Source organism: Streptomyces sp. NBC_01171 (assembly GCF_045039805.1).
Lineage (GTDB): Bacteria > Actinomycetota > Actinomycetes > Streptomycetales > Streptomycetaceae > Streptomyces.
Genome location: NZ_CP108609.1, coordinates 6317066 through 6342671, shown reverse-complemented (window position 1 = coordinate 6342671; position 25606 = coordinate 6317066). Strand labels below are relative to the sequence as shown.

At 71.8% G+C, this 25606-nt stretch carries 21 protein-coding genes; 14 read left to right on the top strand and 7 right to left on the bottom strand.

Going from position 1 to position 25606, the window contains the following annotated elements:
- The first annotated feature begins 118 nt into the window (after positions 1-118).
- Both OG448_RS29355 and OG448_RS29350 read left to right on the top strand, forming a co-directional pair.
- A complete protein-coding gene (locus OG448_RS29355; RefSeq protein ID WP_391301346.1) occupies positions 119-910 on the top strand; it encodes a SigB/SigF/SigG family RNA polymerase sigma factor in 792 nt (263 codons plus the stop codon).
- A 212-nt stretch (positions 911-1122) separates the two neighbouring features.
- Positions 1123-1935, top strand: coding sequence for a VOC family protein (locus OG448_RS29350; protein ID WP_405558298.1), 813 nt, complete (start codon positions 1123-1125; stop codon positions 1933-1935).
- Positions 1936-1993: 58 nt separating this feature from the next.
- On the opposite strand, the gene glgX is transcribed toward OG448_RS29350, so the two are convergent.
- Positions 1994-4108, bottom strand: coding sequence for a glycogen debranching protein GlgX (gene glgX / locus OG448_RS29345; protein ID WP_405559025.1), 2115 nt, complete (start codon positions 4106-4108; stop codon positions 1994-1996).
- Between the two features lie 23 nt (positions 4109-4131).
- On the bottom strand, positions 4132-4638 hold the full coding sequence (locus OG448_RS29340) for a pep a2 (protein WP_405558297.1): 507 nt from the start codon (positions 4636-4638) through the stop codon (positions 4132-4134).
- A gap of 302 nt (positions 4639-4940) precedes the next feature.
- On the opposite strand from OG448_RS29340, the gene OG448_RS29335 reads away from it, so the two are divergent.
- From OG448_RS29335 to OG448_RS29295, 9 genes are all read left to right on the top strand, one after another.
- Positions 4941-5240: a DUF5133 domain-containing protein gene (locus OG448_RS29335; protein ID WP_405558295.1), complete on the top strand. Its 300-nt coding sequence runs from the start codon at positions 4941-4943 to the stop codon at positions 5238-5240.
- 110 nt (positions 5241-5350) lie between these two features.
- Entirely contained in the window at positions 5351-7342 is a 1992-nt protein-coding gene (locus tag OG448_RS29330; protein WP_405558294.1) for an alpha-1,4-glucan--maltose-1-phosphate maltosyltransferase, read from the top strand.
- The gene (treS, locus tag OG448_RS29325; protein WP_405558293.1) at positions 7339-9057 is read left to right on the top strand and encodes a maltose alpha-D-glucosyltransferase; all 1719 of its coding nucleotides are present in this window, start codon (positions 7339-7341) and stop codon (positions 9055-9057) included. The genes OG448_RS29330 and treS overlap by 4 nt, the downstream gene beginning before the upstream one ends.
- A gap of 31 nt (positions 9058-9088) precedes the next feature.
- Positions 9089-10453, top strand: coding sequence for a maltokinase N-terminal cap-like domain-containing protein (locus OG448_RS29320; protein ID WP_405558291.1), 1365 nt, complete (start codon positions 9089-9091; stop codon positions 10451-10453).
- A 3-nt stretch (positions 10454-10456) separates the two neighbouring features.
- Entirely contained in the window at positions 10457-12664 is a 2208-nt protein-coding gene (gene glgB / locus OG448_RS29315; RefSeq protein ID WP_405558289.1) for a 1,4-alpha-glucan branching enzyme, read from the top strand.
- A 257-nt stretch (positions 12665-12921) separates the two neighbouring features.
- On the top strand, positions 12922-14826 hold the full coding sequence (locus OG448_RS29310) for an AMP-dependent synthetase/ligase (RefSeq protein WP_405558287.1): 1905 nt from the start codon (positions 12922-12924) through the stop codon (positions 14824-14826).
- 158 nt (positions 14827-14984) lie between these two features.
- The gene (locus OG448_RS29305) at positions 14985-15419 is read left to right on the top strand and encodes an ATP-binding protein (protein WP_391301382.1); all 435 of its coding nucleotides are present in this window, start codon (positions 14985-14987) and stop codon (positions 15417-15419) included.
- A 201-nt stretch (positions 15420-15620) separates the two neighbouring features.
- Entirely contained in the window at positions 15621-17015 is a 1395-nt protein-coding gene (locus OG448_RS29300; protein ID WP_405558285.1) for an NAD(P)/FAD-dependent oxidoreductase, read from the top strand.
- Positions 17016-17241: 226 nt separating this feature from the next.
- A complete protein-coding gene (locus OG448_RS29295) occupies positions 17242-19464 on the top strand; it encodes an FUSC family protein (protein ID WP_405559023.1) in 2223 nt (740 codons plus the stop codon).
- Positions 19465-19473: 9 nt separating this feature from the next.
- Here OG448_RS29295 and OG448_RS29290 read toward each other — a convergent pair whose 3' ends face one another.
- On the bottom strand, positions 19474-20301 hold the full coding sequence (locus OG448_RS29290; protein WP_405558284.1) for a SigB/SigF/SigG family RNA polymerase sigma factor: 828 nt from the start codon (positions 20299-20301) through the stop codon (positions 19474-19476).
- A 50-nt stretch (positions 20302-20351) separates the two neighbouring features.
- The gene (locus OG448_RS29285; protein WP_405558282.1) at positions 20352-20789 is read right to left on the bottom strand and encodes an ATP-binding protein; all 438 of its coding nucleotides are present in this window, start codon (positions 20787-20789) and stop codon (positions 20352-20354) included.
- Positions 20790-20941: 152 nt separating this feature from the next.
- Here OG448_RS29285 and OG448_RS29280 point away from each other — a divergent pair, with 152 nt between their 5' ends.
- Entirely contained in the window at positions 20942-21199 is a 258-nt protein-coding gene (locus tag OG448_RS29280; RefSeq protein WP_405558280.1) for a hypothetical protein, read from the top strand.
- A gap of 259 nt (positions 21200-21458) precedes the next feature.
- The gene (locus OG448_RS29275) at positions 21459-21914 is read left to right on the top strand and encodes a cyclic nucleotide-binding domain-containing protein (protein ID WP_130336025.1); all 456 of its coding nucleotides are present in this window, start codon (positions 21459-21461) and stop codon (positions 21912-21914) included.
- 11 nt (positions 21915-21925) lie between these two features.
- Here OG448_RS29275 and OG448_RS29270 read toward each other — a convergent pair whose 3' ends face one another.
- Positions 21926-23254 (bottom strand): MFS transporter, encoded by a 1329-nt coding sequence (locus OG448_RS29270; protein WP_405558278.1) that lies wholly within the window; start codon positions 23252-23254, stop codon positions 21926-21928.
- Positions 23255-23324: 70 nt separating this feature from the next.
- Positions 23325-23942, bottom strand: a complete 618-nt coding sequence (locus tag OG448_RS29265; RefSeq protein ID WP_405558276.1) for a LysE/ArgO family amino acid transporter — start codon at positions 23940-23942, stop codon at positions 23325-23327.
- Positions 23943-24008: 66 nt separating this feature from the next.
- On the opposite strand from OG448_RS29265, the gene OG448_RS29260 reads away from it, so the two are divergent.
- Complete coding sequence (locus tag OG448_RS29260) at positions 24009-24893, top strand: LysR family transcriptional regulator ArgP (protein ID WP_405558274.1); 885 nt, start codon at positions 24009-24011, stop codon at positions 24891-24893.
- On the opposite strand, the gene OG448_RS29255 is transcribed toward OG448_RS29260, so the two are convergent.
- Complete coding sequence (locus OG448_RS29255) at positions 24859-25581, bottom strand: TetR/AcrR family transcriptional regulator (RefSeq protein WP_405558273.1); 723 nt, start codon at positions 25579-25581, stop codon at positions 24859-24861. The two genes, OG448_RS29260 and OG448_RS29255, sit on opposite strands and share 35 nt — an antisense overlap.
- Positions 25582-25606: the final 25 nt, after the last annotated feature.

Below are 25606 nucleotides of genomic sequence, written 5' to 3'. Positions count from 1 at the left end.
GACCGACACGGGTTTCGCCCCTTATTGGCATGTTTGTTTGTTTTTGCCGCACACTGGGGAGGAGGGACTTCAGTGCTGAATGTGCCTGTTGCCCCAGCCCGCGAGAGAAGTGCACGCGATGTCTGTAACTGGCAGCACGAGAACCCACCCTCACGACGACGCCCCCGATACGGCCCATGCCTTCGAGCGCCTCGCCGGGCTGCCCGAGGGTCCCGAGCGCACGGCGCTCAGGGACGAGCTGGTACGGCTGTGGCTGCCCATGGCCGAGCGGATCGCCGTCCGCTTCCGCGGTCGCGGCGAGTCCCTGGAGGACCTGTACCAGGTGGCCGCCCTGGGCCTGGTGAAGGCCGTGGACCATTACGACCCCGAGCGCGGCCGGGCCTTCGAGGCGTACGCGGTGCCGACGATCACCGGCGAGATCAAGCGCCACTTCCGGGACCACATGTGGACCCTGCACGTGCCGCGCCGGGTGCAGGACCTGCGCAACCGGGTGCGCAGCGCCGGGAAGGAGCTGGCGCAGACCATTCCGGGCCGTCCGCCCACCGTGGCGGAGCTGGCGGCGCACACCCGGCTCAGCGAGGACGAGGTCCGCACCGGCATGGAGGCTCTGGAGTGCTTCTCCGCGCTGTCCCTGGACGCCGACGTGGCGGGCACGGACGGGTACGCGCTCGGTGACTCCCTGGGCGAGCCGGACCCCGGCTTCGACCTGGTGGTGGACCGGGCGGCGGTGAAGCCCTGTCTCGCGGCCCTGCCCGAGCGCGAGCGCACCATCCTCTACCTGCGGTTCTTCCGCGGTATGACGCAGAGCGGGATAGCCGAGCAGCTCGGCATATCGCAGATGCACGTCTCCCGGCTGCTGAGCGGCTGCTTCGACCGGCTGCGCGAGGAACTGCTCACCGAGTCCGGCTGAGCCGCCCCCGACGCCGCCGCCCCGCTGAAGCTTCACTCTTTCGGGTCAGAGTCGACCGGCTTCGTGGCGACCCGGACGCGCTGCGTGGCCGGGGGAAGTCACCGCACATCAGGGCCCTCCTCGGGGGTAGTCGAGAGGCAGCCGGCCCCCTTCCGGCCGGACACTGGACGAGACCGGTGGCCGCCGGGCCCCGAGAGCAGGACGCGACCGTCATGAATCACCACACATCCGTCAGCAGTGGCTTGAGGAAGAAGAAGGACGCCGTCTCGACGCACTCCGTCTTCGGCGCCCCCTGCTGGGTGAGCCTGACCAGCCGCGACCTCGACGCCACCGAGGAGTTCTACAGCGCCGTGCTGGGCTGGCGCTGGCGCGACGCCCGCCTCGGCGACCATTTCCGGATCGCGCTGGCGGACGGCGTGCCGATCGCCGGGATCGCCGCGGTCGCCGGGATGTGGCAGACGGCGGTGGCCTGGACCCCGTACTTCGCCGTCCCCGACGCCGACGTGGCGGTGGCCCGGGTGCGGGAGCGGGGCGGCACGGCGGCCGTGGGCCCGCTGTCCTTCCCGCCCGGCCGGGGCGCGCTGCTCGCCGACCGGGACGGGGCGACCTTCGGCATCTGGCAGGGCGAGCTGTTCTCCGACTGGGAGTCCTGGCGCCGCTCCGCCCCCGCCTTCATCCGCCTGCACACCCGCAACGCCTTCGACGCGGCGATCTTCTACGGCGAGGTGCTGGACTGGGCCACCGGGAAGCCGGGCTGCTGCGAGGTCGAGTACGAGGGCGGCGAGGTGGTGCTGCGCAGCCAGGGCACCGTGGTGGCGCGGATCGACTCCGGCGCGGTGGAGGCGGCCCCGGACCCGTCGGTTCGGCCGCACTGGCAGATCCATTTCTCGGTCGACGACGTGGCGCGCTGCGCCCGCAGCGCCGAGAAGCACGGCGGGAGCGTGCTGAGCGAAAGTGAGCGGGAGGCGGTCCTGCGGGACCAGGACGGCGCCCAGTTCACCGTGACCGCGCGCGACCCGCGCTGACGGACAGCGAAGAGGGCGCCCACCGGATTCCGGTGGGCGCCCTCTTCGCTGTCCCCGCTCAGCCGTCGCGGGACGGCCTGGACAGCAGGATCAGGCTCCGCGACTCGACCCGCAGCCGGGTGCCCGCCTTGCGCTCGCGTTCGTCGGGCACGCCCTCGGGGTCGGCGGTGTCGATCAGGGTCGTCCAGCGCTCGCCGTAGGACGCGGCGGGCAGCCGGAAGTCGACCGGCTCCCAGAAGCCGTTCAGGAGCAGCAGGAAGGAGTCGTCGACGACCCGGCCGCCGTAGGCGTCCCGCTCGGCGATGGCGTCACCGTTGAGGAAGACGCCCACCGAGTGCGCGTCGCCGCGCCGCCAGTCCTGGTCGGTCATCTCGCGGGCGTCGGGCCGCAGCCAGATCAGGTCGGGCAGCGGCTGCTTCCGCCTGGTCGCGGTCTCGCCCCGGAAGAACCGGCGCCGGCGCAGCACGGGGTGCTCGGCGCGCAGGCCGATCAGGCGCCGGGTGAAGTCGACGAGGGCGCGCTGCTCCTCGGTGAGGTCCCAGTCGATCCAGGAGACCTCGTTGTCCTGGCAGTAGGCGTTGTTGTTGCCGCCCTGGGTGCGGCCGAGTTCGTCACCGTGGCCGAGCATCGGGATGCCCTGGCTGAGCAGCAGGGTGGCCAGCAGGTTGCGCTGCTGGCGGGCCCGCAGGTCGAGCACGGCCGGGTCGTCGGTGTCGCCCTCGGCGCCGCAGTTCCAGGACCGGTTGTCGCTCTCGCCGTCCCGGTTGCCCTCGCCGTTGGCCTCGTTGTGCTTGTCGTTGTACGACACGAGGTCGCGCAGGGTGAAACCGTCGTGCGCGGTGACGAAGTTGACGCTGGCCCGGGGTCTGCGCCGGCTGGCCTGGTAGAGGTCGGAGGAGCCGGTGAGCCGGGAGGCGAACTCACCCAGCGAGCCTGGCTCGGCCCGCCAGAAGTCCCGTACGGCGTCCCGGTACTTGCCGTTCCACTCCGACCAGAGCTGGGGGAAGTTGCCGACCTGGTAGCCGCCCTCCCCCAGGTCCCAGGGCTCGGCGATGAGCTTGACCCGGCTGATCACCGGGTCCTGCTGGATCAGGTCGAAGAACGCCGAGAGCCGGTCCACCTCGTGGAACTGCCGGGCCAGGGTCGCCGCGAGGTCGAAGCGGAAGCCGTCGACGTGCATCTCGGTGACCCAGTACCGCAGCGAGTCCATGATGAGCTGGAGCACGTAGGGATGCCGCATCAGCAGGCTGTTGCCGGTGCCGGTGGTGTCGTAGTAGTGCGCCCAGTCGCCGTCGACCAGGCGGTAGTACGAGGCGTTGTCGATGCCCCGGAAGGAGAGGGTGGGGCCCATCTCGTTGCCCTCGGCGGTGTGGTTGTAGACCACGTCGAGGATGACTTCGAGGCCGGCCGCGTGCATCGCCTTGACCATGGCCTTGAACTCGTTGACCTGCTGGCCGCGCGAGCCGAGGGCGGCGTAGGCGTTGTGCGGGGCGAAGAAGCCGATGGTGTTGTAGCCCCAGTAGTTGGACAGGCCCCGGTCGCGCAGCACACCGTCCTGCGCGAACTGGTGGACCGGCATCAGCTCGACCGCGGTGACGCCGAGCGAGGTCAGGTGCTCGGTGATCGCGGGGTGCGCCAGCCCGGCGTAGGTGCCGCGCAACCGCTCCGGCACGTCCGGGTGGGTCGCGGTCAGGCCGCGCACATGGGTCTCGTAGATGACGGACTCGGAGTACGGGTGGCCCGGCGGGCGGTCGTCGCCCCAGTCGAAGTAGGGGTCGGTGACGACGCCCAGCATCGAGTGCCCGGCGCTGTCGGCGGGAGCCGGGCCGTGCGGGTCGCGCTCGTACAGCGAGGGGTCGTTGTCCATCTGGCCGTCTATGGCCCGGGCGTAGGGGTCGAGCAGCAGCTTGGCCGGGTTGCAGCGGTGGCCGAGCGAGGGCTGCCAGGGGCCGTGCACCCGGTATCCGTAACGGCGGCCGGGTCCGACCTCCGGCAGATACCCGTGCCAGACGAAGCCGTCGACCTCGTGGAGAGGTACGGGCGTCTCGGCGCCCGCGTCGTCGACGAGGATCAGCTCCACGCGTTCGGCGACCTCGCTGAACAGCGCGAAGTTGGTGCCCTGGCCGTCGTAGGAGGCGCCCAACGGATAGGGGTGCCCGCTCCACACGGGCACCCCCTTCCGGGACTTCCTGGCCGTCACCGGGCGCCCACCAGGGCGCCGGCGGGCACCTCGGCGACCCGTACGGGCACCGGGGCCGCGCGGGGTACACGCAGCATCCGGCCGATGTGCGGCGAGGGAGCGGTCGGGACCAGCGGGACCCGCTGGTCGGCACGGGCACGCTGTGAGAACCAGATGATCCTGGCCCCGGTCTCGGTGGCGCAGCAGCCCCACCCGTCGCTCATCGCGGCGATGTCCGCGAGGCAGGCGCGCAGACCCTCGTCCGGGCCGAGGTCGCGGTCGCCGCCGCCGATGGCGGTGATGAGGTGCTGGCCGTTCCACCACATCTCGATGGAGGTGGTGGTGTCCGGGGCGTGCTGGTCGATGGCGCGCAGCAGAATCTCGGTGCCGCGGCGGACGGGGTCCACGAGATTGTCGAGGTCCCAGTGGCTGAGGTGGGCGGCCAGGATGCGGCTGACCTGTCCCACCCGTTCCGGGCTGACTTCCACGTCGAGGTGGTAGTAGCGAGGCACTGCGGTCTCCATTGTCGCTTGCTCCTCACCGGCGAAGCTCCTGCTCCACGGCCGTCCGGCGGGATCACCGGACACTCAGCGTGAAAGCCAGTCGCTTCTGAGTCACCATCCACAGTGCGGCTGCTACGCCATTCGTGCAACACGAGCATCACGAACGGCGGGGTCGTTGAAGCTCCAACAGGACGGAGTGTGTTTACACGTGCACCATGGGTGAAAGCCCTCGATCGCCGTAACGGTTCCGCGCCCTCCCGTGCTCGGACACCACCCGACCGTCGGGAACGCGACGTCGAGAGCCGTGGAAGGTGAAGGGGACCATGCTGCTACCCGCCAAGGCCGAAGTGGCCCGGCAGTTGCGGCGTTACCGGGCGTGGGAGCGCGTGATGCTCGCCTCGCCCCACGACCGCACGGTCCGGAGCACCTTCGAGGACTCGGGCTACACGTTGTGCGTGTTGATGGGAAAACGCTGCGCCAGGGAGGCGGCGGACGCCGCGGAGCGGTATCTGCGCTCCACCCCGGCCGGTTGGCAGAGCGAGCAGGACGGGCGGCCGCAGCCCGGCCGGACGGCGCGACGCGCGCAGTCACCGGAGCGGCGATCCACGGCGCCAAGCCCCTGACCTGGCACCGTACATGGCGTTCCCCTACGGGACGGCACCTGCCGGCCCGTATCCAGGACCGCGAAGCCGGGCCCGTGTGCCCGGCTTCGCGCACGGCGGAGGTGAGATCCATGCGCAGGACCCCGGCCATCGGCCGCGTACCGGTACGTGATGTCCGGCCGGCCGTGGAGTGCGGCAGGCGCCCGGCGAAGGCGGTGGCCGGGGAGACGTTCCAGGTGACCGCGACCGTGTTCCGTGAGGGACATGACGCCGTGGGCGCCAATGTGGTCCTGCGCGGCCCCAAGGGCCGGCGCGGCCCGTGGACCCCGATGCGCGAACTGTCCCCCGGCAGCGACGTGTGGGGCGCGGACATCACCCCGGACGCCACCGGCCGCTGGACCTACCGCGTGGAGGCGTGGTCCGATCCGATCGCCACCTGGCGGCACGCGGCCGGCATCAAGATCCCGGCCGGGATCGACACCGGCCTGGTACTGGAGGAGGGCGCGGAGCTCTACGAGCGCGCGGCCGCCGGAGCACCCAAGGGCCCGGAGCGCGACCTCGTCCTGGCCGCCGCCCACGCCCTCGGCGACGACACCCTCTCGGTGAACCACCGTCTGAAGGACGCCCTGGGCCCGGAGGTGGAGGCGGTCCTCGCCCGATACCCCCTGCGAGACCTGGTGACCGCGTCGGACCCGATGCCGTTGCTGGTGGAGCGCGAGCGCGCCCTTTACGGCTCCTGGTACGAGTTCTTCCCGCGCTCGGAGGGGACGCTGGACGAGCCCCACGGCACGTTCCGTACGGCGGCGAAGCGGCTGGAGGCCATCGCGGAGATGGGCTTCGACGTGGTCTACCTCCCGCCGATCCACCCCATCGGGACCACACACCGCAAGGGCCGCAACAACACGCTCACCGCGACCCCGGACGACGTCGGTGTCCCGTGGGCGATCGGTTCCCCCGAGGGTGGCCACGACGCCGTCCACCCGGACCTCGGCACCCTCGAGGACTTCGACCACTTCGTGGGCCGGGCAGGCGAGCTGGGCCTTGAAGTCGCCCTGGATTTCGCCCTCCAGTGCTCTCCGGACCACCCGTGGGTGGAGAAGCACCCGGACTGGTTCCACCACCGCCCCGACGGCACGATCGCGTACGCCGAGAACCCCCCGAAGAAGTACCAGGACATCTACCCGATCGCCTTCGACGCCGACATGGACGGCCTGGTGACCGAGACCGTACGGGTCCTGCGGCACTGGATGGAGCACGGCGTCCGCATCTTCCGCGTCGACAACCCCCACACCAAGCCGGTGGTGTTCTGGGAGCGCGTGATCGGGGAGATCAACCGCGCCGACCCCGACGTCATCTTCCTGGCGGAGGCGTTCACCCGCCCGGCGATGATGCACACCCTCGCCCAGGTCGGCTTCCAGCAGTCCTACACGTACTTCACCTGGCGCAACAGCAAGCAGGAGCTCACCGAGTACCTGACCGAGCTGTCGGGCGAGTCGGCCGCCTACATGCGGCCCAACTTCTTCGCCAACACCCCGGACATCCTGCCCGGTTACCTCCAGCACGGCGGCCGTCCCGCCTTCGAGATCCGTGCCGTGCTGGCGGCCACGCTCTCTCCCGCCTGGGGCATCTACAGCGGCTACGAGCTGTGCGAGAACCAGGCACTCGCGCCGGGCAGCGAGGAGTACCTGAACTCCGAGAAGTACCAGCTCGAACGCCGGGACTGGGAGGCGGCCGCTCGCGAGGGACGGACCATCGCACCCCTCATCACCCGCCTCAACGAGATCCGCCGCAGGCACCCCGCACTGCACCATCTGCGCAATCTCAGCTTCCACCGGACCGACAACGACTCGGTCCTCGCGTTCAGCAAGCGCACCGGCGACGACACGGTCCTCGTGGTCGTCAGTCTCGACCCGCACCACACCCAGGAGGCCACGGTCTCGTTGGACCTGCCGCGACTCGGCCTGGACTGGAACGACGCCCTGTCCGTGCACGACGAACTGACGGGCGCGACCTACCACTGGGGCCGCGACAACTACGTGCGCCTCAGCCCCGGCCGCGCCCCCGCGCACGTCCTGCGTGCCGAGCCGGCGACGTCCCAGATCGGAGGGCCTTCAGCGTCATGACCGTGAACGAACCCGTGCCGGACACTTTCGAGGACACTCCGGCCAAGGACCGGGACCCCGAGTGGTTCAAGCGTGCCGTCTTCTACGAAGTGCTGGTCCGCTCCTTCCACGACAGCGACGGCGACGGGGTCGGTGACCTGAAGGGTCTGACCGCCAAGCTCGACTATCTGCAGTGGCTCGGCGTGGACTGCCTCTGGCTCCCGCCGTTCTTCAAGTCCCCGTTGCGTGACGGCGGTTACGACGTCGCGGACTACACATCCGTCCTTCCCGAGTTCGGTGACCTGGCCGACTTCGTGGAGTTCGTCGACGCGGCCCACCAGCGGGGCATGCGGGTCATCATCGACTTCGTCATGAACCACACCAGCGACCAGCACCCGTGGTTCCAGGAGTCCCGCAACAATCCCGACGGCCCCTACGGCGACTACTACATGTGGGCCGACGACGACAAGCAGTACCAGGACGCCCGCATCATCTTCGTGGACACCGAGGTCTCCAACTGGACCTTCGACCCGGTGCGCGGACAGTACTTCTTCCACCGCTTCTTCTCGCACCAGCCGGACCTCAACTACGAGAACCCGGCCGTGCAGGAGGAGATCCTGGCCGCCCTCCGGTTCTGGCTGGACCTCGGCATCGACGGCTTCCGGCTCGACGCGGTGCCGTACCTGTACGCGGCCGAGGGGACCAACTGCGAGAACCTGCCCGCCTCCCACGCCTTCCTCAAGCGCGTCCGGAGCGAGATCGACGCCCAGTACCCGGACACCGTGCTGCTGGCGGAGGCGAACCAGTGGCCCGAGGACGTGGTCGACTACTTCGGCGACTACTCCACCGGCGGCGACGAATGCCACATGGCCTTCCACTTCCCGGTCATGCCCCGCATCTTCATGGCCGTCCGCCGTGAGTCCCGCTACCCGGTCTCGGAAATCCTCGCCAAGACCCCCGCGATCCCCACCAACTGCCAGTGGGGCATCTTCCTGCGCAACCACGACGAGCTGACCCTCGAGATGGTCACCGACGAGGAACGCGACTACATGTGGGCCGAGTACGCGAAAGACCCGCGTATGCGCGCCAACATCGGCATCCGCAGGCGGCTCGCGCCCCTGCTCGACAACGACCGCAACCAGATCGAGCTGTTCACCGCCCTCCTGCTCTCCCTGCCCGGCTCGCCGATCCTCTACTACGGCGACGAGATCGGCATGGGCGACAACATCTGGCTCGGCGACCGCGACGCCGTCCGCACCCCCATGCAGTGGACCCCCGACCGCAACGCGGGCTTCTCCTCCTGCGACCCCGGCCGCCTCTTCCTGCCCACGATCATGGACCCGGTCCACGGCTACCAGGTCACCAACGTCGAAGCCTCCATGTCCTCCCCGTCCAGCCTCCTGCACTGGACCCGCCGCATGATCGAGATCCGGAAACAGAACCACGCCTTCGGACTGGGCTCGTTCACGGAACTCTCCTCGTCCAACCCGGCGGTGCTGGCCTTCCTCCGCGAATACGGCGACGACCTGGTGCTGTGCGTGCACAATTTCTCCCGGTTCGCGCAGCCCACCGAACTCGACCTGCGGACCTTCGACGGGCGGCACCCGGTCGAGCTGATCGGTGGAGTGAAGTTCCCGGCCATCGGTGAGCTGCCATACCTGCTGACCCTGGCGGGCCACGGTTTCTACTGGTTCCGGCTCACCCGACCCGCATCCCGCATCGGCCGCCGCCGCTGAGCGCCCGGCGCCGAGGAAAGGACGCGTCACCATGCCGAAGACCATCACCCTCAGCCCTCCGGCGGCGACCGGTGCCGACGGGCTCCTGGCCTCGCTCGGCGGCCTGCTCGGCGCATGGCTGCCCCGGCAGCGCTGGTTCGCGGGCAAGAACCGGCCGGCCACCGACCTGTCGGTGCTGTCCGTCACCGAGCTGTTCCCGGGCTGCCTGCACCTGCTGGTGAACGCCTCGCACGCACCCGTGCCCACGCCCGACGGCACTCCCCCGCCCGGCGACTGCTACCAACTGCTGCTCGCCCTGCGCGAGCGGCCCGCGCCGGGCCTCGAGCGGGCGTACATCGGGCGCGCCGAGCACGGCCCGCTGGCCGGACTCGGCGTGTACGACGCGCTGCACGACCCGGGCTGCGCGCACCTGCTGCTGGAGCGGCTGCGGCAGCCCGGCAAGGCGGGACCGCTGCGCTTCGAGGTGGACGAGGCAGCCGACGTTCCCGGCGGTCTCGCGCCCCGGCTGCTGACCAGCGAGCAGTCCAACTCGTCGATCGTGTACGGCGACGCGTACATCCTGAAGCTGTTCCGCCGTATCCAGCCGGGCGTCAACCCGGATCTGGAGGTGCCGCAGGCGCTGGCCGCGCAGGGGTGTGCGCGGGTGCCCGCGCCGGTCGCGTGGTTCTGCACCACCGCGCCGCGCCCGGCCACGCTGGGTGTGCTCCAGCCCTTCCTGCCGGACGCGGTCGACGGGTGGGAGCTGGCGCTGGGGGCGCTGGCCCGTGGCGACCACTTCACCGCCGAGGCGGGCGAGCTGGGCGGCGCCATGGCCGAGGTGCACCTGGCACTGGCCGGGGCGTTCCCGGCGGCCGGCGGGGACGAGAACGGCGTCATGGCCGACGCGATGTGCGTACGCCTGGACGCGGCGGCGCGGGCGGTGCCGGGGCTGCGGCCCTATGTGCCGGGCCTGAGGGCCGCGTTCGGGGCGCTGGCCGCCCGCGACTCCGGTCCGGCCGCCCAGCGTGTGCACGGCGATCTGCATCTGGGTCAGGTGCTGCGCGCCGGGGCAGACTGGTTCGTCATCGACTTCGAGGGCGAGCCCTCCCGTCCGCTCGCCGAGCGGCGGACCGCGCAGTCCCCGGTGCGTGACATCGCCGGGATGCTGCGCTCCTTCGACTACGCGGCCCGGCAGCGCCGCCCCTGGCGGCCCGAGTGGGCGAGCCGCTGCCGGGAGGCGTTCTGCGCGGGCTACGCGGCCCGTGCGGGCTGGGACCCACGCAAGGAGCACGCGCTGCTGCGCGCGCACGAAACGGACAGGGCGGTGTACGAGGTGCTGTACGAGGCGAGACACCGGCCGGACTGGCTTCCGGTCCCGATGGCGGCCATCGAGCGGCTCGCCGAGTGGAGAGGCTGAATCATGGCACTGCGCGACACTTCGCTGCCCGAGACCTCGGGCCCCGTCCGCACCTCTGGCGTCGCCCTGGAGGGCGAGGAGCGCGACCGTCTGCTGGGCGGCGCGCATCACGACCCGCACGCCCTGCTGGGCGCACACCCGGTGCCGGGCGGCGTGCTGTTCCGTGCCCTGCGCCCGAACGCGCTCGGCGTGAGCGTCCTGGCCGACGGGGTGCGCTCGCCGCTCGCCTCGGAGGGCGACGGTCTCTTCTCGGCCGTGCTGCCGTACCGGGAGATCCCCGCCTACGAGCTGGTGGTGGCCTACGAGGACGGGGAGCGGACGGTGCACGACCCGTACCGTTTCGCGCCCGCGCTCGGTGAGCTGGATCTGCATCTGATCCGGGAGGGCCGGCACGAGGAGCTGTGGAAGGCGCTCGGCGCCGAGCCGATGACCCACGAGGGGATCGCGGGCACCCGGTTCACCGTGTGGGCGCCGAACGCCCAGGGGGTGCGGCTGGCCGGGGAGTTCACCTTCTGGGACGGCAAGCAGTACCCGATGCGCTCGCTGGGCGCGGCCGGGGTGTGGGAGGTGTTCCTGCCGGGGATCGGCGAGGGCGCCAAGTACAAGTTCGAGATCACCTCGCGGTACGGCCACCGGTTCCTGAAGGCGGACCCGATGGCCCGGCTCACCGAGGTCCCGCCGGACACCGCCTCGGTCGTCACCTCCTCCCGCTACGCGTGGGACGACGCCGAGTGGATGGCGCACCGGGGCGACACCCCCGTGCACCGGGCGCCGATGTCGGTGTACGAGGTGCATCTGCCGTCCTGGCGGCCGGGGCTGACCTACCGCGAGCTGGCCGAGGAGCTGCCCGCGTACGTGCGGGACCTGGGCTTCACCCATGTCGAGCTGATGCCGGTGGCCGGGCACCCGTTCAGCGGGTCGTGGGGCTACCAGGTCACCTCGTACTACGCGCCCACCCCGCGTCTCGGTTCGCCGGACGACTTCAGGTTCCTGGTGGACGCGCTGCACCGGGCGGGCATCGGCGTGATCATGGACTGGGTGCCGGCCCACTTCCCCAAGGACGACTGGGCGCTGGCCCGGTTCGACGGGGACCCGCTGTACGAGCCCGGGGACTCCCGACGGGCGGAGCACCCGGACTGGGGGACGTACGAGTTCGACTTCGGCCGGACCGAGGTGCGCAACTTCCTGGTCGCCAACGCCGTGTACTGGTGCGAGGAGTTCCACATCGACGGGCTCCGCGTGGACGCGGTCGCCTCGATGCTCTACCTGGACTATTCGCGGGACTCCGGGCAGTGGGCACCGAACGTCTTCGGCGGGCGCGAGGACCTGGACGCGGTCGCGTTCCTCCAGGAGATGAACGCGACCGTGTACCGGCGCTGCCCGGGTGTGGTGACCATCGCCGAGGAGTCGACGGCGTGGGAGGGCGTGACCCGGCCGACCGACAGCGGCGGTCTCGGGTTCGGGTTGAAGTGGAACATGGGCTGGATGCACGACTCGCTGGAGTACGTGCAGAAGGAGCCGGTGCACCGCAAGTACCACCACCACGACATGACGTTCTCGATGGTGTACGCGTACAGCGAGAACTACGTGCTGCCCGTCTCGCACGACGAGGTGGTGCACGGCAAGCAGGCGCTGGTGTCCAAGATGCCGGGCGACTGGTGGCAGCGGCGCGCGAACCACCGGGCGTACCTGGGCTTCATGTGGGCCCACCCCGGCAAGCAACTGCTGTTCATGGGGCAGGAGTTCGCGCAGGGCGCGGAGTGGTCGGAGAAGCACGGGCCCGAGTGGTGGCTGCTCGCCGACGACTATCACTCGGCCGCCGACCACCGGGGTATGCGGGACCTGGTGCGGGACCTGAACACGGCGTACCGGCAGGCCCCGGCGCTGTGGCAGCGGGACACCGATCCGGGCGGCTTCCAGTGGTCCATGTGCGACGCGGCCGACGACAACGTCTTCGCGTTCGTCCGGTACGCCGAGGACGGCACCCCCCTGCTGGCGGTGTCCAACTTCTCGCCCGTGGTCCGGGAGGACTACCGGCTCTGGGCGCCCGAGCAGGTGCCCGCCTGGCAGGAGGTGCTCAACACCGACGCGGTCCGGTACGGCGGCAGCGGTGTCCAGGTGGGTGACGCGGGCAAGCTCTGCCCGGAGGACGGCCGGCTGCGCCTGACGCTGCCGCCGCTCGCCACGGTCTGGCTCACGCCCGCCCGCTGAGCCCGCCGGTACCGGCGCCCGACGAGGGGCGTCCGGGGGTCACGACGACCCCGGGCGCCCCTCCCGGTGTGCCCCGGCGGCCGCGCCGATACCCGTACGGAACGGCGGCACCCGGGACCCACCGGACAGCCGCAGGTCATCAGGGGATCACGACTTTCTCCTTCCCCGCACCGAAACCGCGTCCCCGCGCTACATTCGTGCACCGCCGACACAGAGTCGATCGGCGGGGTCACCCTCCGTACTTCCAGGAGCAGCGCATGCGCGACGTCGCCTCCGCTCCGGCAGCGTTCCCGCCGCCCACCGGCGGGCTCGCCGACACCGTCTTCGAGAGAGCCGAGGAGAACCCCCAGCTCCCGCTGCTCGCCCGGCACGCGGAGGGCGCGCCCGGCGGCTGGGAGACGGTCACGGCCGGCCAACTGCGGGACGACGTGCTCGGGCTGGCGAAGGGGCTGGTGGCCGCCGGGATCTCGCCGGGCCACCGGGTCGCCCTGATGGCCCGCAACCGCTACGAGTGGACGGTGCTGGCGCACGCGCTGTGGACCGTGGGCGCGGAGATCGTCCCGATCCACCCGACCTCCTCCCGGGACCAGGTCGAGTGGATTCTGCGGGACGCGGCCTGCGTGGCCGTGGCGGTCGAGGACGAGCTGGGCGTGATGACGGTCGGCACGGTGTGCGCCGCGCTCCCCCGGCTCAAGCATGTCTGGCAACTGGACGCGGGCGCGCTGCCCGAACTCGCGGAGCGGGGCGTGGACGTCCCGCTGACCACCGTGGAGTCGCTGCGCCGGATCGTGCTGCCGGACTCCACCGCGGCGATCACCTACACCTCCGGCGCCACCGGCCGCCCGATGGGCTGCGCGCTGAGCCACCGCGGTCTCGCGTACCCGTGCGACGTCCTGCTGGCCGGCTGGGGCCACACGGCCGCGCAGCCGGGCCAACAGCCCTCGGTGCTGGCGTTCCTGCCGTTCTCGCACGTGTACGGGATCATGATCCAGACGATGTGTCTGCGCGGCGGCATCCTGATGGCGCACGAGCCGGAGATGTCCGAGGAGGCGCTCACCTCGGCGCTGAGCACCTTCCGGCCGACCTATCTCTACGGCGTCCCGTCGGTGTTCGAGAAGCTGTACAAGACGTTCCTGAGGACGGCTCAGCAGGCGGGCCGGGGTGCGCTGTTCGAGCGGGCGGCGCAGACCGCGCGGGACTTCGCGGAGGCCGAGGAGCGCGGCCGGCTCGGCATCGGCACCGGCCCCGGCCTGGATCTGCGACTGCAACACGCCCTGTACGAGCGGACGGTGTACCGCAAGCTCCGCTCCGCGCTCGGCGGCCGGGCCCGGCGGGGCACCTCGGGCGGGTCGTCACTGAGCCGCGAACTGTCGCTGTTCTTCGAGGGCATCGGCCTGTACATCCACGACGGGTACGGGCTGACGGAGACCTCCGGCGGGATCACCATGCAGCCGCTCGGCCGGGAGAAGTCGGGGACGGTGGGCGTTCCGCTGCCGGGCACCGAGGTCCGGGTGGCCGAGGACGGGGAGATCCTGGTGCACGGCCCGTCGGTGTTCCAGGGCTACATCGGCGACGAGGCGCGTACCCGCAGTGTGCTGCGCGGGGGCTGGCTGTCGACCGGGGACATCGGGCGGCTGGACCGGGAGGGGTATCTGACCATCACCGGCCGCAAGAAGGACCTCATCGTCACCTCGAGCGGCAAGAGCGTGGCGCCCGCGCCGCTGGAGCAGCGGCTGCGGATGCACCCGCTGATCCACCAGGCGGTGGTCGTCGGCGAGGACCGGCCCTGCATGGGCGCGCTGATCACCCTGGACCCGGAGTTCCTCTCGCACTGGCGGGCCGCCCTGGCGCTCCAGGGCGACTTCGAGGGGCGGGAGGGCCGCGAGGAGAGCGCGCTGCGCGAGGAGCTGGCCCGCGCGATCGCATCGGCCAACAGCACGGTGTCGCGCGCCGAGTCCATCCGGGTCTACCGGGTCGTGCAGGAGCCGTTCGCCCCGGACAACGGTCTGCTGACACCGTCGCTGAAGCTGCGCCGGGACGTCATAACGCGGCACTACGCGGCCGAGATCGACGCGATGTACAAGGCGCGTTCGCGTGCGGCGCGGCGTGAGCGGAGCCCGGAACCGGCGGACTGGGACGAGCCCGACGACGTGTTCCGGTGAGCCCCTCGTCCGGCCCGTGCGCGTCGGATGGCACGACCACGCGTAATCCGCGTGGCGCTGGGAACCCGCCCTGGTGAACTGACCAGCGACGATGACCGCCCCGGAGCGCGAGGCCCGTACACGGGCCCGCTCCGGGGGACCGGGTCGGGGAATGCGAGATGGCGACAGAGCGGCGTTGGGACGGCACACCCCCCTCCGAGAGGGCGCACGAGCGTGCCTACTCCTTCCCCGGCGAACTTCCGAACGTCACGGGCGCGCGGCTGGCCGCGGAGGAGTTCCTGCGCAAGCTCGCCCGGGACGCGCCGCCCACCGCGCCGGAGTACTGGGACGACATCCTGCTGGTCGTGACGGAGCTGGCGGCCAACGCGGTCCAGTTCGCGCCGGGCCCGTTCGGGCTGCGGATGCGGCGCACCTTCGACGGGGTGCACGTGACCATGCACGACACCAGCACGGTGGTGCCCGAGCCGCGCCCGTTCAGGCCGAGTTCGGGCGGCGGCGGCATCGGCTGGCATCTGGTGCACACCCTGTGCGACCAGGTCAGCGTGGTGGTGGTCGAGGACGGCAAGGACATCCACGTCTTCCTGCCCTGGTGAGAGCGCCGGGAGGTGTACCGGTGCGGAATCGGGTTACTCCGGTGCGTGGAGGGGCAGGCTGCTGCCCACGCGTTCGCTGCCGGGCGCTTCCGACTGGCGGAACGGCTCGGGGCGCGGTGGGATCGGGTGTGGTGGCAGTGGTCCCGGGCATGCGAACGGCGTCCATCCGGACCGACGGGAGCCGCAGAAGGGAACAACACCGTGACACGACGACCCAGGATTCTGGTGATCGGCGCAGGCTTCGCCGGAGTCGAGTGCGTCCGCCGGCTGGAGCGCAAACTCGGCCCCGACGAGGCGGACGTCGCCCTGGTGACGCCGTTCTCCTACCAGCTCTACCTTCCGCTGCTGCCCCAGGTCGCCTCCGGCGTGCTGACGCCGCAGTCGATCGCCGTCTCGCTGCGCCGCAGCAAGAAGTACCGCACCCGGATCATTCCGGGCGGGGCGATCGGGGTGGACCTGGCGGCGAAGGTGTGCGTCATCCGCTCCATCACCGACGAGATCATCAACGAGCCCTACGACTACCTGGTGCTGGCACCGGGCAGCGTGACCCGCACCTTCGACATCCCCGGTCTCGCCGAGCACGCCTTCGGGATGAAGACGCTCGCGGAGGCGGCGTACATCCGTGACCACGTCATCTCGCAGCTCGACCTCGCGGACGCCAGTGACGACCCCGAGGAGCGGGCGGCGCGGCTGCAGTTCGTGGTGGTGGGCGGCGGATACGCGGGCACGGAGACGGCGGCCTGCCTGCAGCGGCTCACCCACGCGGCGGTCCGGCGCTATCCGCGGCTGGACCCGAGCCTGATCCGCTGGCATCTGATCGACATCGCGCCGAAGCTGATGCCGGAGCTGGGCGACCGGCTGGGCAAGCAGGCGCTGAAGATCCTGCGCGACCGGGGCATCGACGTCTCCCTCGGGGTGTCCGTGGCCAAGGTGACCGAGAACGAGGTCACCTTCACCGACGGCCGGGTGATCCCGACGCACACCCTGATCTGGACGGCCGGTGTGGTCGCCAGCCCGCTGATCGGAACGTTGGACGCGGAGACGGTGCGCGGACGGCTCGCGGTGACCCCGGAGATGACGGTGCCGGGGCACGACGGGGTGTTCGCGCTCGGTGACGCGGCGGCCGTGCCCGACCTGGCGAAGGGCGAGGAGGGCGCGATCTGCCCGCCCACCGCGCAGCACGCCATGCGGCAGGGCCCGAAGGTGGCGGACAACATCATCCACTCGCTGCGCGGCGAGCCGCTGGAGCCGTACGTCCACAAGGACCTCGGTCTCGTGGTCGACCTCGGCGGCAGGGACGCGGTGTCCCGGCCGCTCGGCATCGAGCTGCGCGGCATCCTCGCCCAGGCCGTGGCGCGCGGCTACCACTGGTCCGCGCTGCGCACCGGGGTCGCCAAGGCGCGGGTGATGGTGAACTGGCTGCTGAACGCCATCGCGGGGGACGATTTCGTCCGTACGGGCTTCCAGGCCCGCAAGCCCGCCCAGCTCAAGGACTTCGAGTACACGGACTCCTACCTGACGCCGGACCAGGTCCGCGACGAGGTGCGGAGGGCCGAGGCGGAGGGCAAGGTGCGGGGGAAGGTGACCGGGGGCTGAACCGGGTGAGCCGGGTTGCCGGAGGCCGCCGTCCCGTGGTGGGGGCGGCGGCCTCCGGCGGCTTCGGGCCCGTGATTCCAGGGGTCGCGGGCGCGCCGGGCGGATATCCGCTGGCCAGCGGCGAGCCGGGCGGGGCGTCGTGACATCCTGGGTCGTAGATCATGGTCCGGCACGGGAGAGAGAGCGCGGCGGCGTGAAGGCAAGGGGACGGGCGCTTCTGGTACGGCTGTGGGACCGGCTCGCCGCGTCCGATCCGGGACTGCTGCGGCTGATCGCGGGTCTGCGCATGGTGGCCGCGATCGCCCTCACCCTGATCCTCCTGGGTTCACTGCGCTTCCCGGTGCCCCAACTGGTCGCGGGCGCCATGGCGGCGATGTCGTCGACGTTCGCCGTCCGGGAGACCGACCGCGCCAAGCAGGCCGTCACCCAGGCGCTGTGCCTGCCGGTGGCGCTGGCCGCGGTGTCGCTGGGGGCGGTGCTGAATCAGTGGCCGCTGGTCAGCGACATCTTCTTCCTGCTGCTCATCTTCGCGGCCGTCTACGGGCGCCGGTTCGGCGAGCGGGTCACGGGGCTCGGCCTGATCGGCTTCCAGGTCTACTTCCTGTCGCTCTTCGTACGGGCGACGGTACCGATGCTGCCCTCGCTGTACGTCGTGATCGCGGTGGCGGTCGGGTGCAGCGCCTTCGCGCGGTTCGTGCTGATGCCGCAGACGGAGGCGGGCACGCTGGACCGGCTGCGGCGGGCCTTCCGGGCCCGGCTCGGGCAGTTGCTGAGCACGCAGATCGAGCTGTTGGACGCGGGTCCCGACGACATCGACAAGGTCGTGGAGGACCTGCGCACCGGTACCGCGCGGCTGCACGAGACGGCGCTGATGATCCAGGGCCGGCTGGAGCGCGGCACCTCCGACGAGGCGATGGCCCGGCTGTTGCAGCGCCGTATCGCGGAAGCCGAGATCGCCGCCGAGCGGCTCGGGCTGATGCTGCTCACCGCGCGCAGCGCGGAACGGACCGACACCCTCACCCTGCATCTGCCGGGCGCGCCGCTGCCGACCGGCCGGATGCTGCCGGTACGGGACCCCACGATGGAGATGATGCGCCGGGAACTGCGGGCGCTGCGGCTGCTGGTGCTGCGTCCGGTGGGCGAGACGTCGGGGACGGCGCTGGCCCAGGTGCGCAACCGGCTGCTGGGCTACCGCGAGGAGGAGAACCTGCCGCAGGCGTCCCCGGCCGTGCAGGACGTCTTCCGCGGCATCGGTGAGGCGGCGCGCGCGGTGCTGGGTCTGCGGACCGCGCTGGACGGCCCGCAGGACGAGTCCGACGACAGCCCGGCGACCAGCCGGTCCCGTGAGGAGCTGGACGCCGAGGACGCGGCGATCGAGATCAGCGAGGAGCCCGACGCGGAGAAGCCCGAGGAGACCGGGCTCCGGCGCCCCACGACGCGGGCGGCCATCCAGGTGACGGTGGGGGCGTCGCTGGCGATCATGGGCGGTGAGCTGCTGTCCCACCAGCGCTGGTACTGGGCGGTGCTGACCTGCTGGATCGTGTTCATCAACACCACCTCCACCGGGGAGATCCTGGTGAAGGGGTACCGGCGGCTGCTCGGCACCATCCTCGGCGTGGTGGCCGGCATCGGGCTCGCCGGCGCGGTGGGGCACCACACCTGGACGGCGTTCGCACTGGTGCTGGTGTGTGTGTTCGCGATGTTGTACACCGCTCCCCTGTCGTACACGTTGATGTCGTTCTTCGTGACCGCGGCGCTTGGGCTGCTCTACACGCTGCTGAACACGTACAGCATGTCGGTGCTGGTGCTGCGGGTGGAGGAGACGGCGCTGGGCGCGGCCTGCGGGGTGATCACGGCGGCGGTGGTGCTGCCGGTGCGCACCGACCGACGCACCAACGAGCTGCTGGTGAAGGTGCTGGACAAGCTGGCCGAGCTGACGCAGGCGGCCGTGGACCAGCTCAGCGGGCGGCCGCACTCGGATCTGGTGGAGCAGGCCCGCGAGCTGGACCAGGCGCTGGCCGACCTGCACGCCGCGACCAAGCCGCTGACCCATCCGGTCACCCCGCTGCGCTCCCGGCGGGACACCGCGCGGTACGTGGTGGCGCTGCTGGAGACCTGCGCGTACCACGGGCGGGCGCTGGCGGCCACGGCGGAGCTGCTGCCCAGCAACCCGTCGATCGCGGCCGACCCCCGGCTGCGCGGGGTGTGCAGCCGGATCGTGCACAACATCGAGGCGATCGCCGACCACGTCCGCGACCCGCACTCCTCGGCCGAGCTGGAGGCCGGCCCGAGCATCGCCTCCATGCTGGAACCCGGCACCCTCGCCACCCCCCGCTACGGCCGCGTCACCGACCGCGTCCTCCGCCACCTCCAACGCCTCGACGAAGCGGTCTCCGGCCTCGCCCGCCCCCTGGGCGTCCCGGTGAAGGTGGAGGCGGCGAAGAAGTGACGGCCGGCCCTACCGCTTGAGGGGGCCGTCGGCGCACGGGTCCTGGGCTTCGGCTCGGACTCGGGCGCAGATGTGGTGCAGGAGGCGGGAGACGTGCATCTGGGAGATGCCGAGGCGGGCGGCGATGCGGCTCTGGGAGAGGTCCTCGAAGAAGCGCATGTAGAGGATGTCCCGGTCGCGTTCGGGGAGGCGGCTCAGGCTGCGCCGGGCGGCCTCGCGGTCGACGACGACGGAGTAGGCGGGGTCGGGGACGCCGAGGGTGTCGGTGAGGGGGCTGCCCTCCCCGGCCGGTTCGGCGTCCAGGGAGAGGGTGTTGTAACTGTCCAGCGCCTCCAGGCCGGTGGTGACCTCTGCCTCGGTGAGTCCGGTGTGCCCGGCGATGCCCGCGACGCTGGGCGCCTGGCCGCCGGGCCGCTCGGTGAGGTCGCGGCGGGCGACGCGGACGCGGTTGCGCAGCTCCTGCACCCGGCGCGGTAACCGGAGCGCCCAGGTGCGGTCGCGGAAATGGCGCTTGACCTCGCCGGTGATGGTCGGCACGGCGTAGCTCTCGAAGGCGCCGCGTTCCGGGTCGAAGCGGTCGATGGCCTTGACCAGGCCGAGCGCGGCCACCTGCCGCAGGTCCTCCACGTTCTCGCCCCGGTCGCGGAAGCGGCCGGCGATGCGGTGGGCCATGGGCAGCCAGACGGTGGTGAGGTCGGCGCGCAGGGCGTCTCGTCCGGGGCCGACCGGCAGTGCGGCGAGGCGGGCGAAAAGGGCGGCGGTGTCGGGGGCGTCGTCGTGGCTCCGCCGAGGCCGTACGGCCTCGGCGGAGGGAGTGTGCGAGGGGTGGATCGGCATGAACGAGCGCTCCAGACGGTGGAGGGTGCGCGGCCGGGAAGGGGCCGTGTTCAGCGCAGGGGCACGAGGGCGGTGACGCACTTGCCGCCGTGCGGGAGTCCCGCCACCCGTACATCACGGGCGAGGTGGCTGACGATGGGCCAGCCTCGGCCACCGGTGCGGCTCCGGTCGGCGTCGGTGCCCAACTGGGCCGTGGTGTCCGGGAGTTCATCGCTGCGGTCGCTCACCGAGAGCCGCACACCGCAGGTGTCGACGTCGACCTCGAAGCGGGTGATGCCGCCGCCGTGCAGGATGGCGTTGGTGGTCAGCTCGGAGGCGACCAGCAGCGCGTCCTCGAGGGTCTCGTCGGGGCAGGTGAGCGCGCGGTCGCGACAGCGTTCGGTCACCGCGCGGCGTACGTCTCTGCGGGCATCGACCGGCCGGTACGCCATGGTCCTGCGGCTCTGCCGAGGCACGGCCGGGGTACTGGTCGCGTGCTGCTCGCCCATGGTGTCGTCCCTCCCTGGCGCGGTGCCCGGTCCGTCCCGGTGCGTTGCCCGGACGGCCGGGGTCTCTTCCTTGCGGCTGACCCCTCCTGGCGATGTCAAACACCGTCCGCGCCGGTGCCTTTACCGGTGCGCCGAGCGGGTAGGGGTCCCCTATGAGCGATGTCGTGGACGCCGATGAATTGTTGCGACGCATCCGGCGGGGCCGGGATCTGGCCGCCGAGGAGGAGCGGGTGTGGCTGGAGCGGGCACAGAGCCTGACGGCCACCGATCCCGACCAGGCACGGGAGGCGACCGAGCGCGCGCTGACGTACCAGGTGGTGGCCGGGGTGCTGTCGGAGATCGTCGCACCGGGCAGCCATCCGGTGGACGCCGGCGAGGCGGGAGTGACGGGAGTGAGGCACGTCACGTGACGCCGAGACCAATACCGGTCGGGCGCCCTGTGGTTTATCGTTCATCCATATCGGGGCGCGCCCGGACCGGTACCCGTGTTTTCCGCGCGCTTCCGCACCGACTGCCCTGGCTGGTTTCCCCCGTCCAGCCAGGGCTTTTTCCTGCCCTCGGCACGGCGGGCCCGCGCGCGGCCGTCTCTTCGAGGTGCCCCTCGCGGCGGCAGCGGCTCCAATGGATTGAGGGAACCACCCGAACGGCCGCCGGTGAGGAGCCCCGCGTATGACCAAAGCGATCAAATTGCCGACCGCCCTGCCACAGGCCCAGCGGGAACGGCTGATGGAGCTGGCCAAGGAGGTCTCCTTCCCGGAGGACACCCGCGTGTTCGAGGCGGGCGGCGTCGCGGACCGGTTCTGGGTGATCCGCTCGGGCGCGGTCTCCCTGGACCAGCAGGTGACCTCCCGGCAGTACATCACCGTCGCCACGCTCGGCGCCGGTGACCTGCTCGGCTGGTCCTGGCTCTTCCCGCCGTACGAGTGGGACTTCGGGGCGGTGGCGTTCAGCAACGTCCGTGCCTACGAGTTCGACGGGCCCTCCGTGCTCGCGCTGTGCGTGGAGGACCCGCTGCTGGGGCTGTCGCTGGTGCGCACGGTGGCCGAGATCCTGGCCCACCGGCTGGAGACGACGCGCGGCAAGCTGATGGACCAGTACGCGATCCGGCGGAGCACCCCGCTGTAGGGTCCCGCCGGTCAGATCCGGTATCGGCGCAACGCCGGTATCGCGGCGGCCAGCGCCAGCATGACGACGACCACCAGCGCGCCACCGCCCGCGACGGCGGCGCGGGGGCCGAAGACGGAACCGGCGGTGCCGTGCAGCACGTCGGCCAGGCGGGGCCCGCCGGCGACGACCACGGTGAAGACGCCCTGCATCCGGCCGCGCATCTCGTCGGTCGCGGCGGAGAGCAGGATGGCGCCCCGGAAGACCATGGAGACCATGTCGGCCACGCCTCCGGCGGCGAGGAAGGCGACGGCCACCCAGAGGTTGCCGCTCAGCCCGAACCCGACCACGGCGAGCCCCCAGCCGACCACCGATCCGATGACCATCCAGCCGTGGCGGCGGGCCCGCGAGAACACGCCGGAGAACAGCCCGCCGAGCACCGAGCCCACCGGGATGGCGGCGAAGAGCAGACCCAGCGCGAACCCCTCGCCCCAGGCGCCGTAGGTCTGCGCGGCCAGCTCCGGGAAGAGGGCGCGGGGCATGCCGAAGACCATGGCGACGATGTCGGCGAGGAAGGACAGCAGCAGCACCTTGTGCCCGGCGATGTACCGGAACCCGGCCGCGATCTCCCGCACCCCGGCGCGACGGGTGGCGGACTCGCCGAGCGGGGGCAGGGCGGGCAGCCGGAACACCGCCCACACGGTGAAGGTCAGCGCGAGGGCGTCGATGAGGTACAGCTCGGGCAGTCCGATGACCGGGATCAGCACACCGGCGAGCAGCGGGCCGGCGACCAGGCCGGTCTGCATGACGGTGGTGCCCAGCGCGTTGGCGGCGGGCAGTTCCTCGGCGGGGACCAGCCGGGCGACGGAGGCGCTGCGCGTGGGCTGGTTGAGGCCGAAGAACGCCTGCTGGGCGGCGAGCAGGATCATCAGCACCGGCACCGAGTCCAGCCCGGTGACGGCCTGGGCCCAGAACAGCAGCGAGGTCACCGCGATGCCGATGTTGGTGATCAGCAACAGCTTGCGCCGGTCCACGGTGTCCGCGACGGCCCCGCCCCACAGCGCGAAGACCACCATGGGCACCAGCCCCGCGAGGCTGGCGTAGCCGACCCAGGCCGAGGACTGGGTGATGTCGTAGATCTGCTTGGGTACGGCGACGGCGGTGAGCTGGCTGCCGACGGCGGTGACGATGGTCGACGACCACAGGCGCCGGTAGGCCGGGATGCGCAGGGGGCGGGTGTCCATCGCCCAGCGGCGCCAGCCGCGTGCGGGCGGGTCCCCTCCGGGCGTCCCGGTCGTGCCCGCGTCGGTGGTGCTGCTGCTCTCGCTCGTGTCCACGGAGGTCCTGGTTGCTCGATACATCTTTCGATTTCGAGCCTCACTATCGCAGCAACTCCGGCGCAGACCGAACCCTTTGCCCTTAAGCGCCGCCTCAGGGACCGATGAGCAGCATCGCCCCGAGGCCCAGCATGGTGACGGCGACCAGGCCGTCCAGCACCCGCCAGGCGGCGGGCCGGGCCAGGACCCGGCCGAGCAGCCGGGCGCCGAGGCCGAGGGCGGCGAACCAGCACAGGCTGGCCAGCGCCGCGCCCAGCCCGAAGGTCCAGCGCAGCGGGCCCCGGTCGGCGGCGAGGGAGCCGACCAGGAAGACGGTGTCCAGGTAGACGTGCGGGTTGAGCCAGGTCATCGCCAGGCAGGTGAGCACCGCGCGCCGGATCGAGCCGGCCGCCTCGCCGTCCGTGCTCAGTCCACCGGTGCCGGGGCGCAGGACGCGCCGGGCGGCGAGGGCGCCGTAGCAGAGCAGGAAGACGCCGCCGACGATGCCGACCGCCCGTACCGCGTCCGGCCAGGCCACCACGATCGCGCCGACCCCCGCGACGCCGAGGGCGATGAGCACGGCGTCCGAGAGCGCGCAGATGCCCACCACGGCGAGGACGGCGTGCCGGCGGACCCCCTGGCGCAGGACGAAGGCGTTCTGGGCGCCGATGGCGACGATGAGGGAGAGGCCGGTGCCGAAGCCCGCGGCCGCGGCGGTGAGCGCGTTGTTCATGCCCTCGACGTTAAGGACCGGATCACCGCGCGTACAGCTAAAGATTCTTAACTACCCTTAGCTCTCGTGATGAACGAGCTTCCCCTGGAGCAGGTGCGGACGCTGCTGGCCGTGGTGGACGAGGGCACCTTCGACGCGGCCGCCGCCGTGCTGCACGTGACGCCGTCAGCGGTGAGCCAGCGGGTGAAGGCGCTGGAGCAGCGCACCGGCCGGGTGCTGCTCAAGCGCACCAAGCCGGTCCGCCCGACCGACTCCGGCGCGGTCCTGGTGCGGTACGCCCGCCAGCTCGCCCGGCTGGAGCGGGACGCCCGTGACGAGCTGGGGATGAGCGGTGCCGGGGAGCCGACGCGGGTGTCGGTGGCGGTGAACGCGGACTCGCTGGCGACCTGGTTCCTGGACGCGCTCACCGCGGTGCCGGGGATCAGTTTCGAGCTGCGCCGGGAGGACGAGGACCACACGGCGGCGCTGCTGCGCGAGGGCCTGGTGATGGCGGCCGTGACGGGCTCGGCGGAGCCGGTGCCCGGCTGCTCGGTGCGTCCGCTGGGTCGGCTGCGGTATCTGCCGGTGGCGGCGCCGGAGCTGGCCGCGCGGCTGCCGTCGGGGCCGCTCGCCGAGGCGCTGGGCGCGCTGCCGGTGATGGTCTTCGACGACAAGGACGACCTCCAGGACGCCTTCGTCCGCGGGCTCGGCGGGACGGGCGCGGGCCCGGTGCGGCACTACGTGCCGACCTCGGAGGGGTTCGCGCAGTCGGTGGCGCGCGGACTCGGCTGGGGGATGGTCCCGGAGTCCCAGGCGGAGCCGATGTTGGCGGCGGGCCGGGTCGTACCGCTGGCGCCGGGGCGGTGGCTGGACGTGGCGCTGTACTGGCAGCAGTGGCGGCTGGACTCCCCCGCGCTGGCGGCGCTGGCCGAGGCGGTCAGCGCGACGGCGGCGCGGGCGCTGCGCCGCTGAGCCGGGCGGCCGCGCTGTCCAGCAGCATCTCCAGCGCGGTCGGGTAGGCGCTGTGCACCATCTGCCGGGCCAGCAGCGGGGCGGCCTCGGCGATGCGCGGGTGGGTGGATCGGGGCAGCCGGGCGTAGGTGGAGTGCCACTGGTCCTCGTCGGCCCGCTGGGAGGCGCTGGGCAGGGCCAGGGTGGCGGCGTCCAGCGCGGCGAAGGCGAGGGTCTGGTCGATGAAGGCGTGGTAGACCCGCACCGCCCCGGGCAGCGGGAAGCCGGCGCGGGCGAGGACGTCGAGGACCGCCTCGTCGACGGCGAGTTCATGGGCGCGGCCGGTGACCCGGCTGACGGTCAGCAGCGCGGCCTGGGGGTGGGCGACATAGGCGGCGTGGATACGGGTCCCGATGGCGCGTAGGTCGGCGCGCCAGCGGCCGGTGCGCCGCCAGCCGTCGAGGGCCTGGCCGATGAGGGCGTCCCCGATGGCCAGGGTGAGGTCGTCCATGCCCCGGAAGTACCGGTAGAGGGTGCTGGGGTCGCAGTCCAGGGCGAGGCCGAGGCGGCGCGCGGTGAGCCCGGCGCTGCCGTGTTCGCGCAGCAGGCGCAGCGCGGTGGCGACGATCAGTTCCTCGGAGAGCACGGTGCCGCTGCGGGTGGGCCGGCGCCTGCGGCGCTTCTCCTCGGGCACGACGGGTTTGGGCACGGCGGGAGCCCTCTCTGCGGTGCTT

Bases quoted from the DNA above. Each gene is read 5' to 3' on its own strand.
- OG448_RS29290 (WP_405558284.1), bottom strand. From the start codon at position 20,301: ATGCCGATCCACCCCTCGCACACTCCCTCCGCCGAGGCCGTACGGCCT.
- OG448_RS29355 (WP_391301346.1), top strand. From the start codon at position 119: ATGTCTGTAACTGGCAGCACGAGAACCCACCCTCACGACGACGCCCCC.
- OG448_RS29305 (WP_391301382.1), top strand. From the start codon at position 14,985: ATGGCGACAGAGCGGCGTTGGGACGGCACACCCCCCTCCGAGAGGGCG.
- OG448_RS29310 (WP_405558287.1), top strand. From the start codon at position 12,922: ATGCGCGACGTCGCCTCCGCTCCGGCAGCGTTCCCGCCGCCCACCGGC.
- OG448_RS29280 (WP_405558280.1), top strand. From the start codon at position 20,942: ATGAGCGATGTCGTGGACGCCGATGAATTGTTGCGACGCATCCGGCGG.
- OG448_RS29320 (WP_405558291.1), top strand. From the start codon at position 9,089: ATGCCGAAGACCATCACCCTCAGCCCTCCGGCGGCGACCGGTGCCGAC.
- OG448_RS29340 (WP_405558297.1), bottom strand. From the start codon at position 4,638: ATGGAGACCGCAGTGCCTCGCTACTACCACCTCGACGTGGAAGTCAGC.
- OG448_RS29335 (WP_405558295.1), top strand. From the start codon at position 4,941: ATGCTGCTACCCGCCAAGGCCGAAGTGGCCCGGCAGTTGCGGCGTTAC.
- OG448_RS29330 (WP_405558294.1), top strand. From the start codon at position 5,351: ATGCGCAGGACCCCGGCCATCGGCCGCGTACCGGTACGTGATGTCCGG.
- OG448_RS29350 (WP_405558298.1), top strand. From the start codon at position 1,123: ATGAATCACCACACATCCGTCAGCAGTGGCTTGAGGAAGAAGAAGGAC.
- OG448_RS29265 (WP_405558276.1), bottom strand. From the start codon at position 23,942: ATGAACAACGCGCTCACCGCCGCGGCCGCGGGCTTCGGCACCGGCCTC.
- glgB (WP_405558289.1), top strand. From the start codon at position 10,457: ATGGCACTGCGCGACACTTCGCTGCCCGAGACCTCGGGCCCCGTCCGC.
- OG448_RS29285 (WP_405558282.1), bottom strand. From the start codon at position 20,789: ATGGGCGAGCAGCACGCGACCAGTACCCCGGCCGTGCCTCGGCAGAGC.
- OG448_RS29270 (WP_405558278.1), bottom strand. From the start codon at position 23,254: ATGTATCGAGCAACCAGGACCTCCGTGGACACGAGCGAGAGCAGCAGC.
- treS (WP_405558293.1), top strand. From the start codon at position 7,339: ATGACCGTGAACGAACCCGTGCCGGACACTTTCGAGGACACTCCGGCC.
- OG448_RS29275 (WP_130336025.1), top strand. From the start codon at position 21,459: ATGACCAAAGCGATCAAATTGCCGACCGCCCTGCCACAGGCCCAGCGG.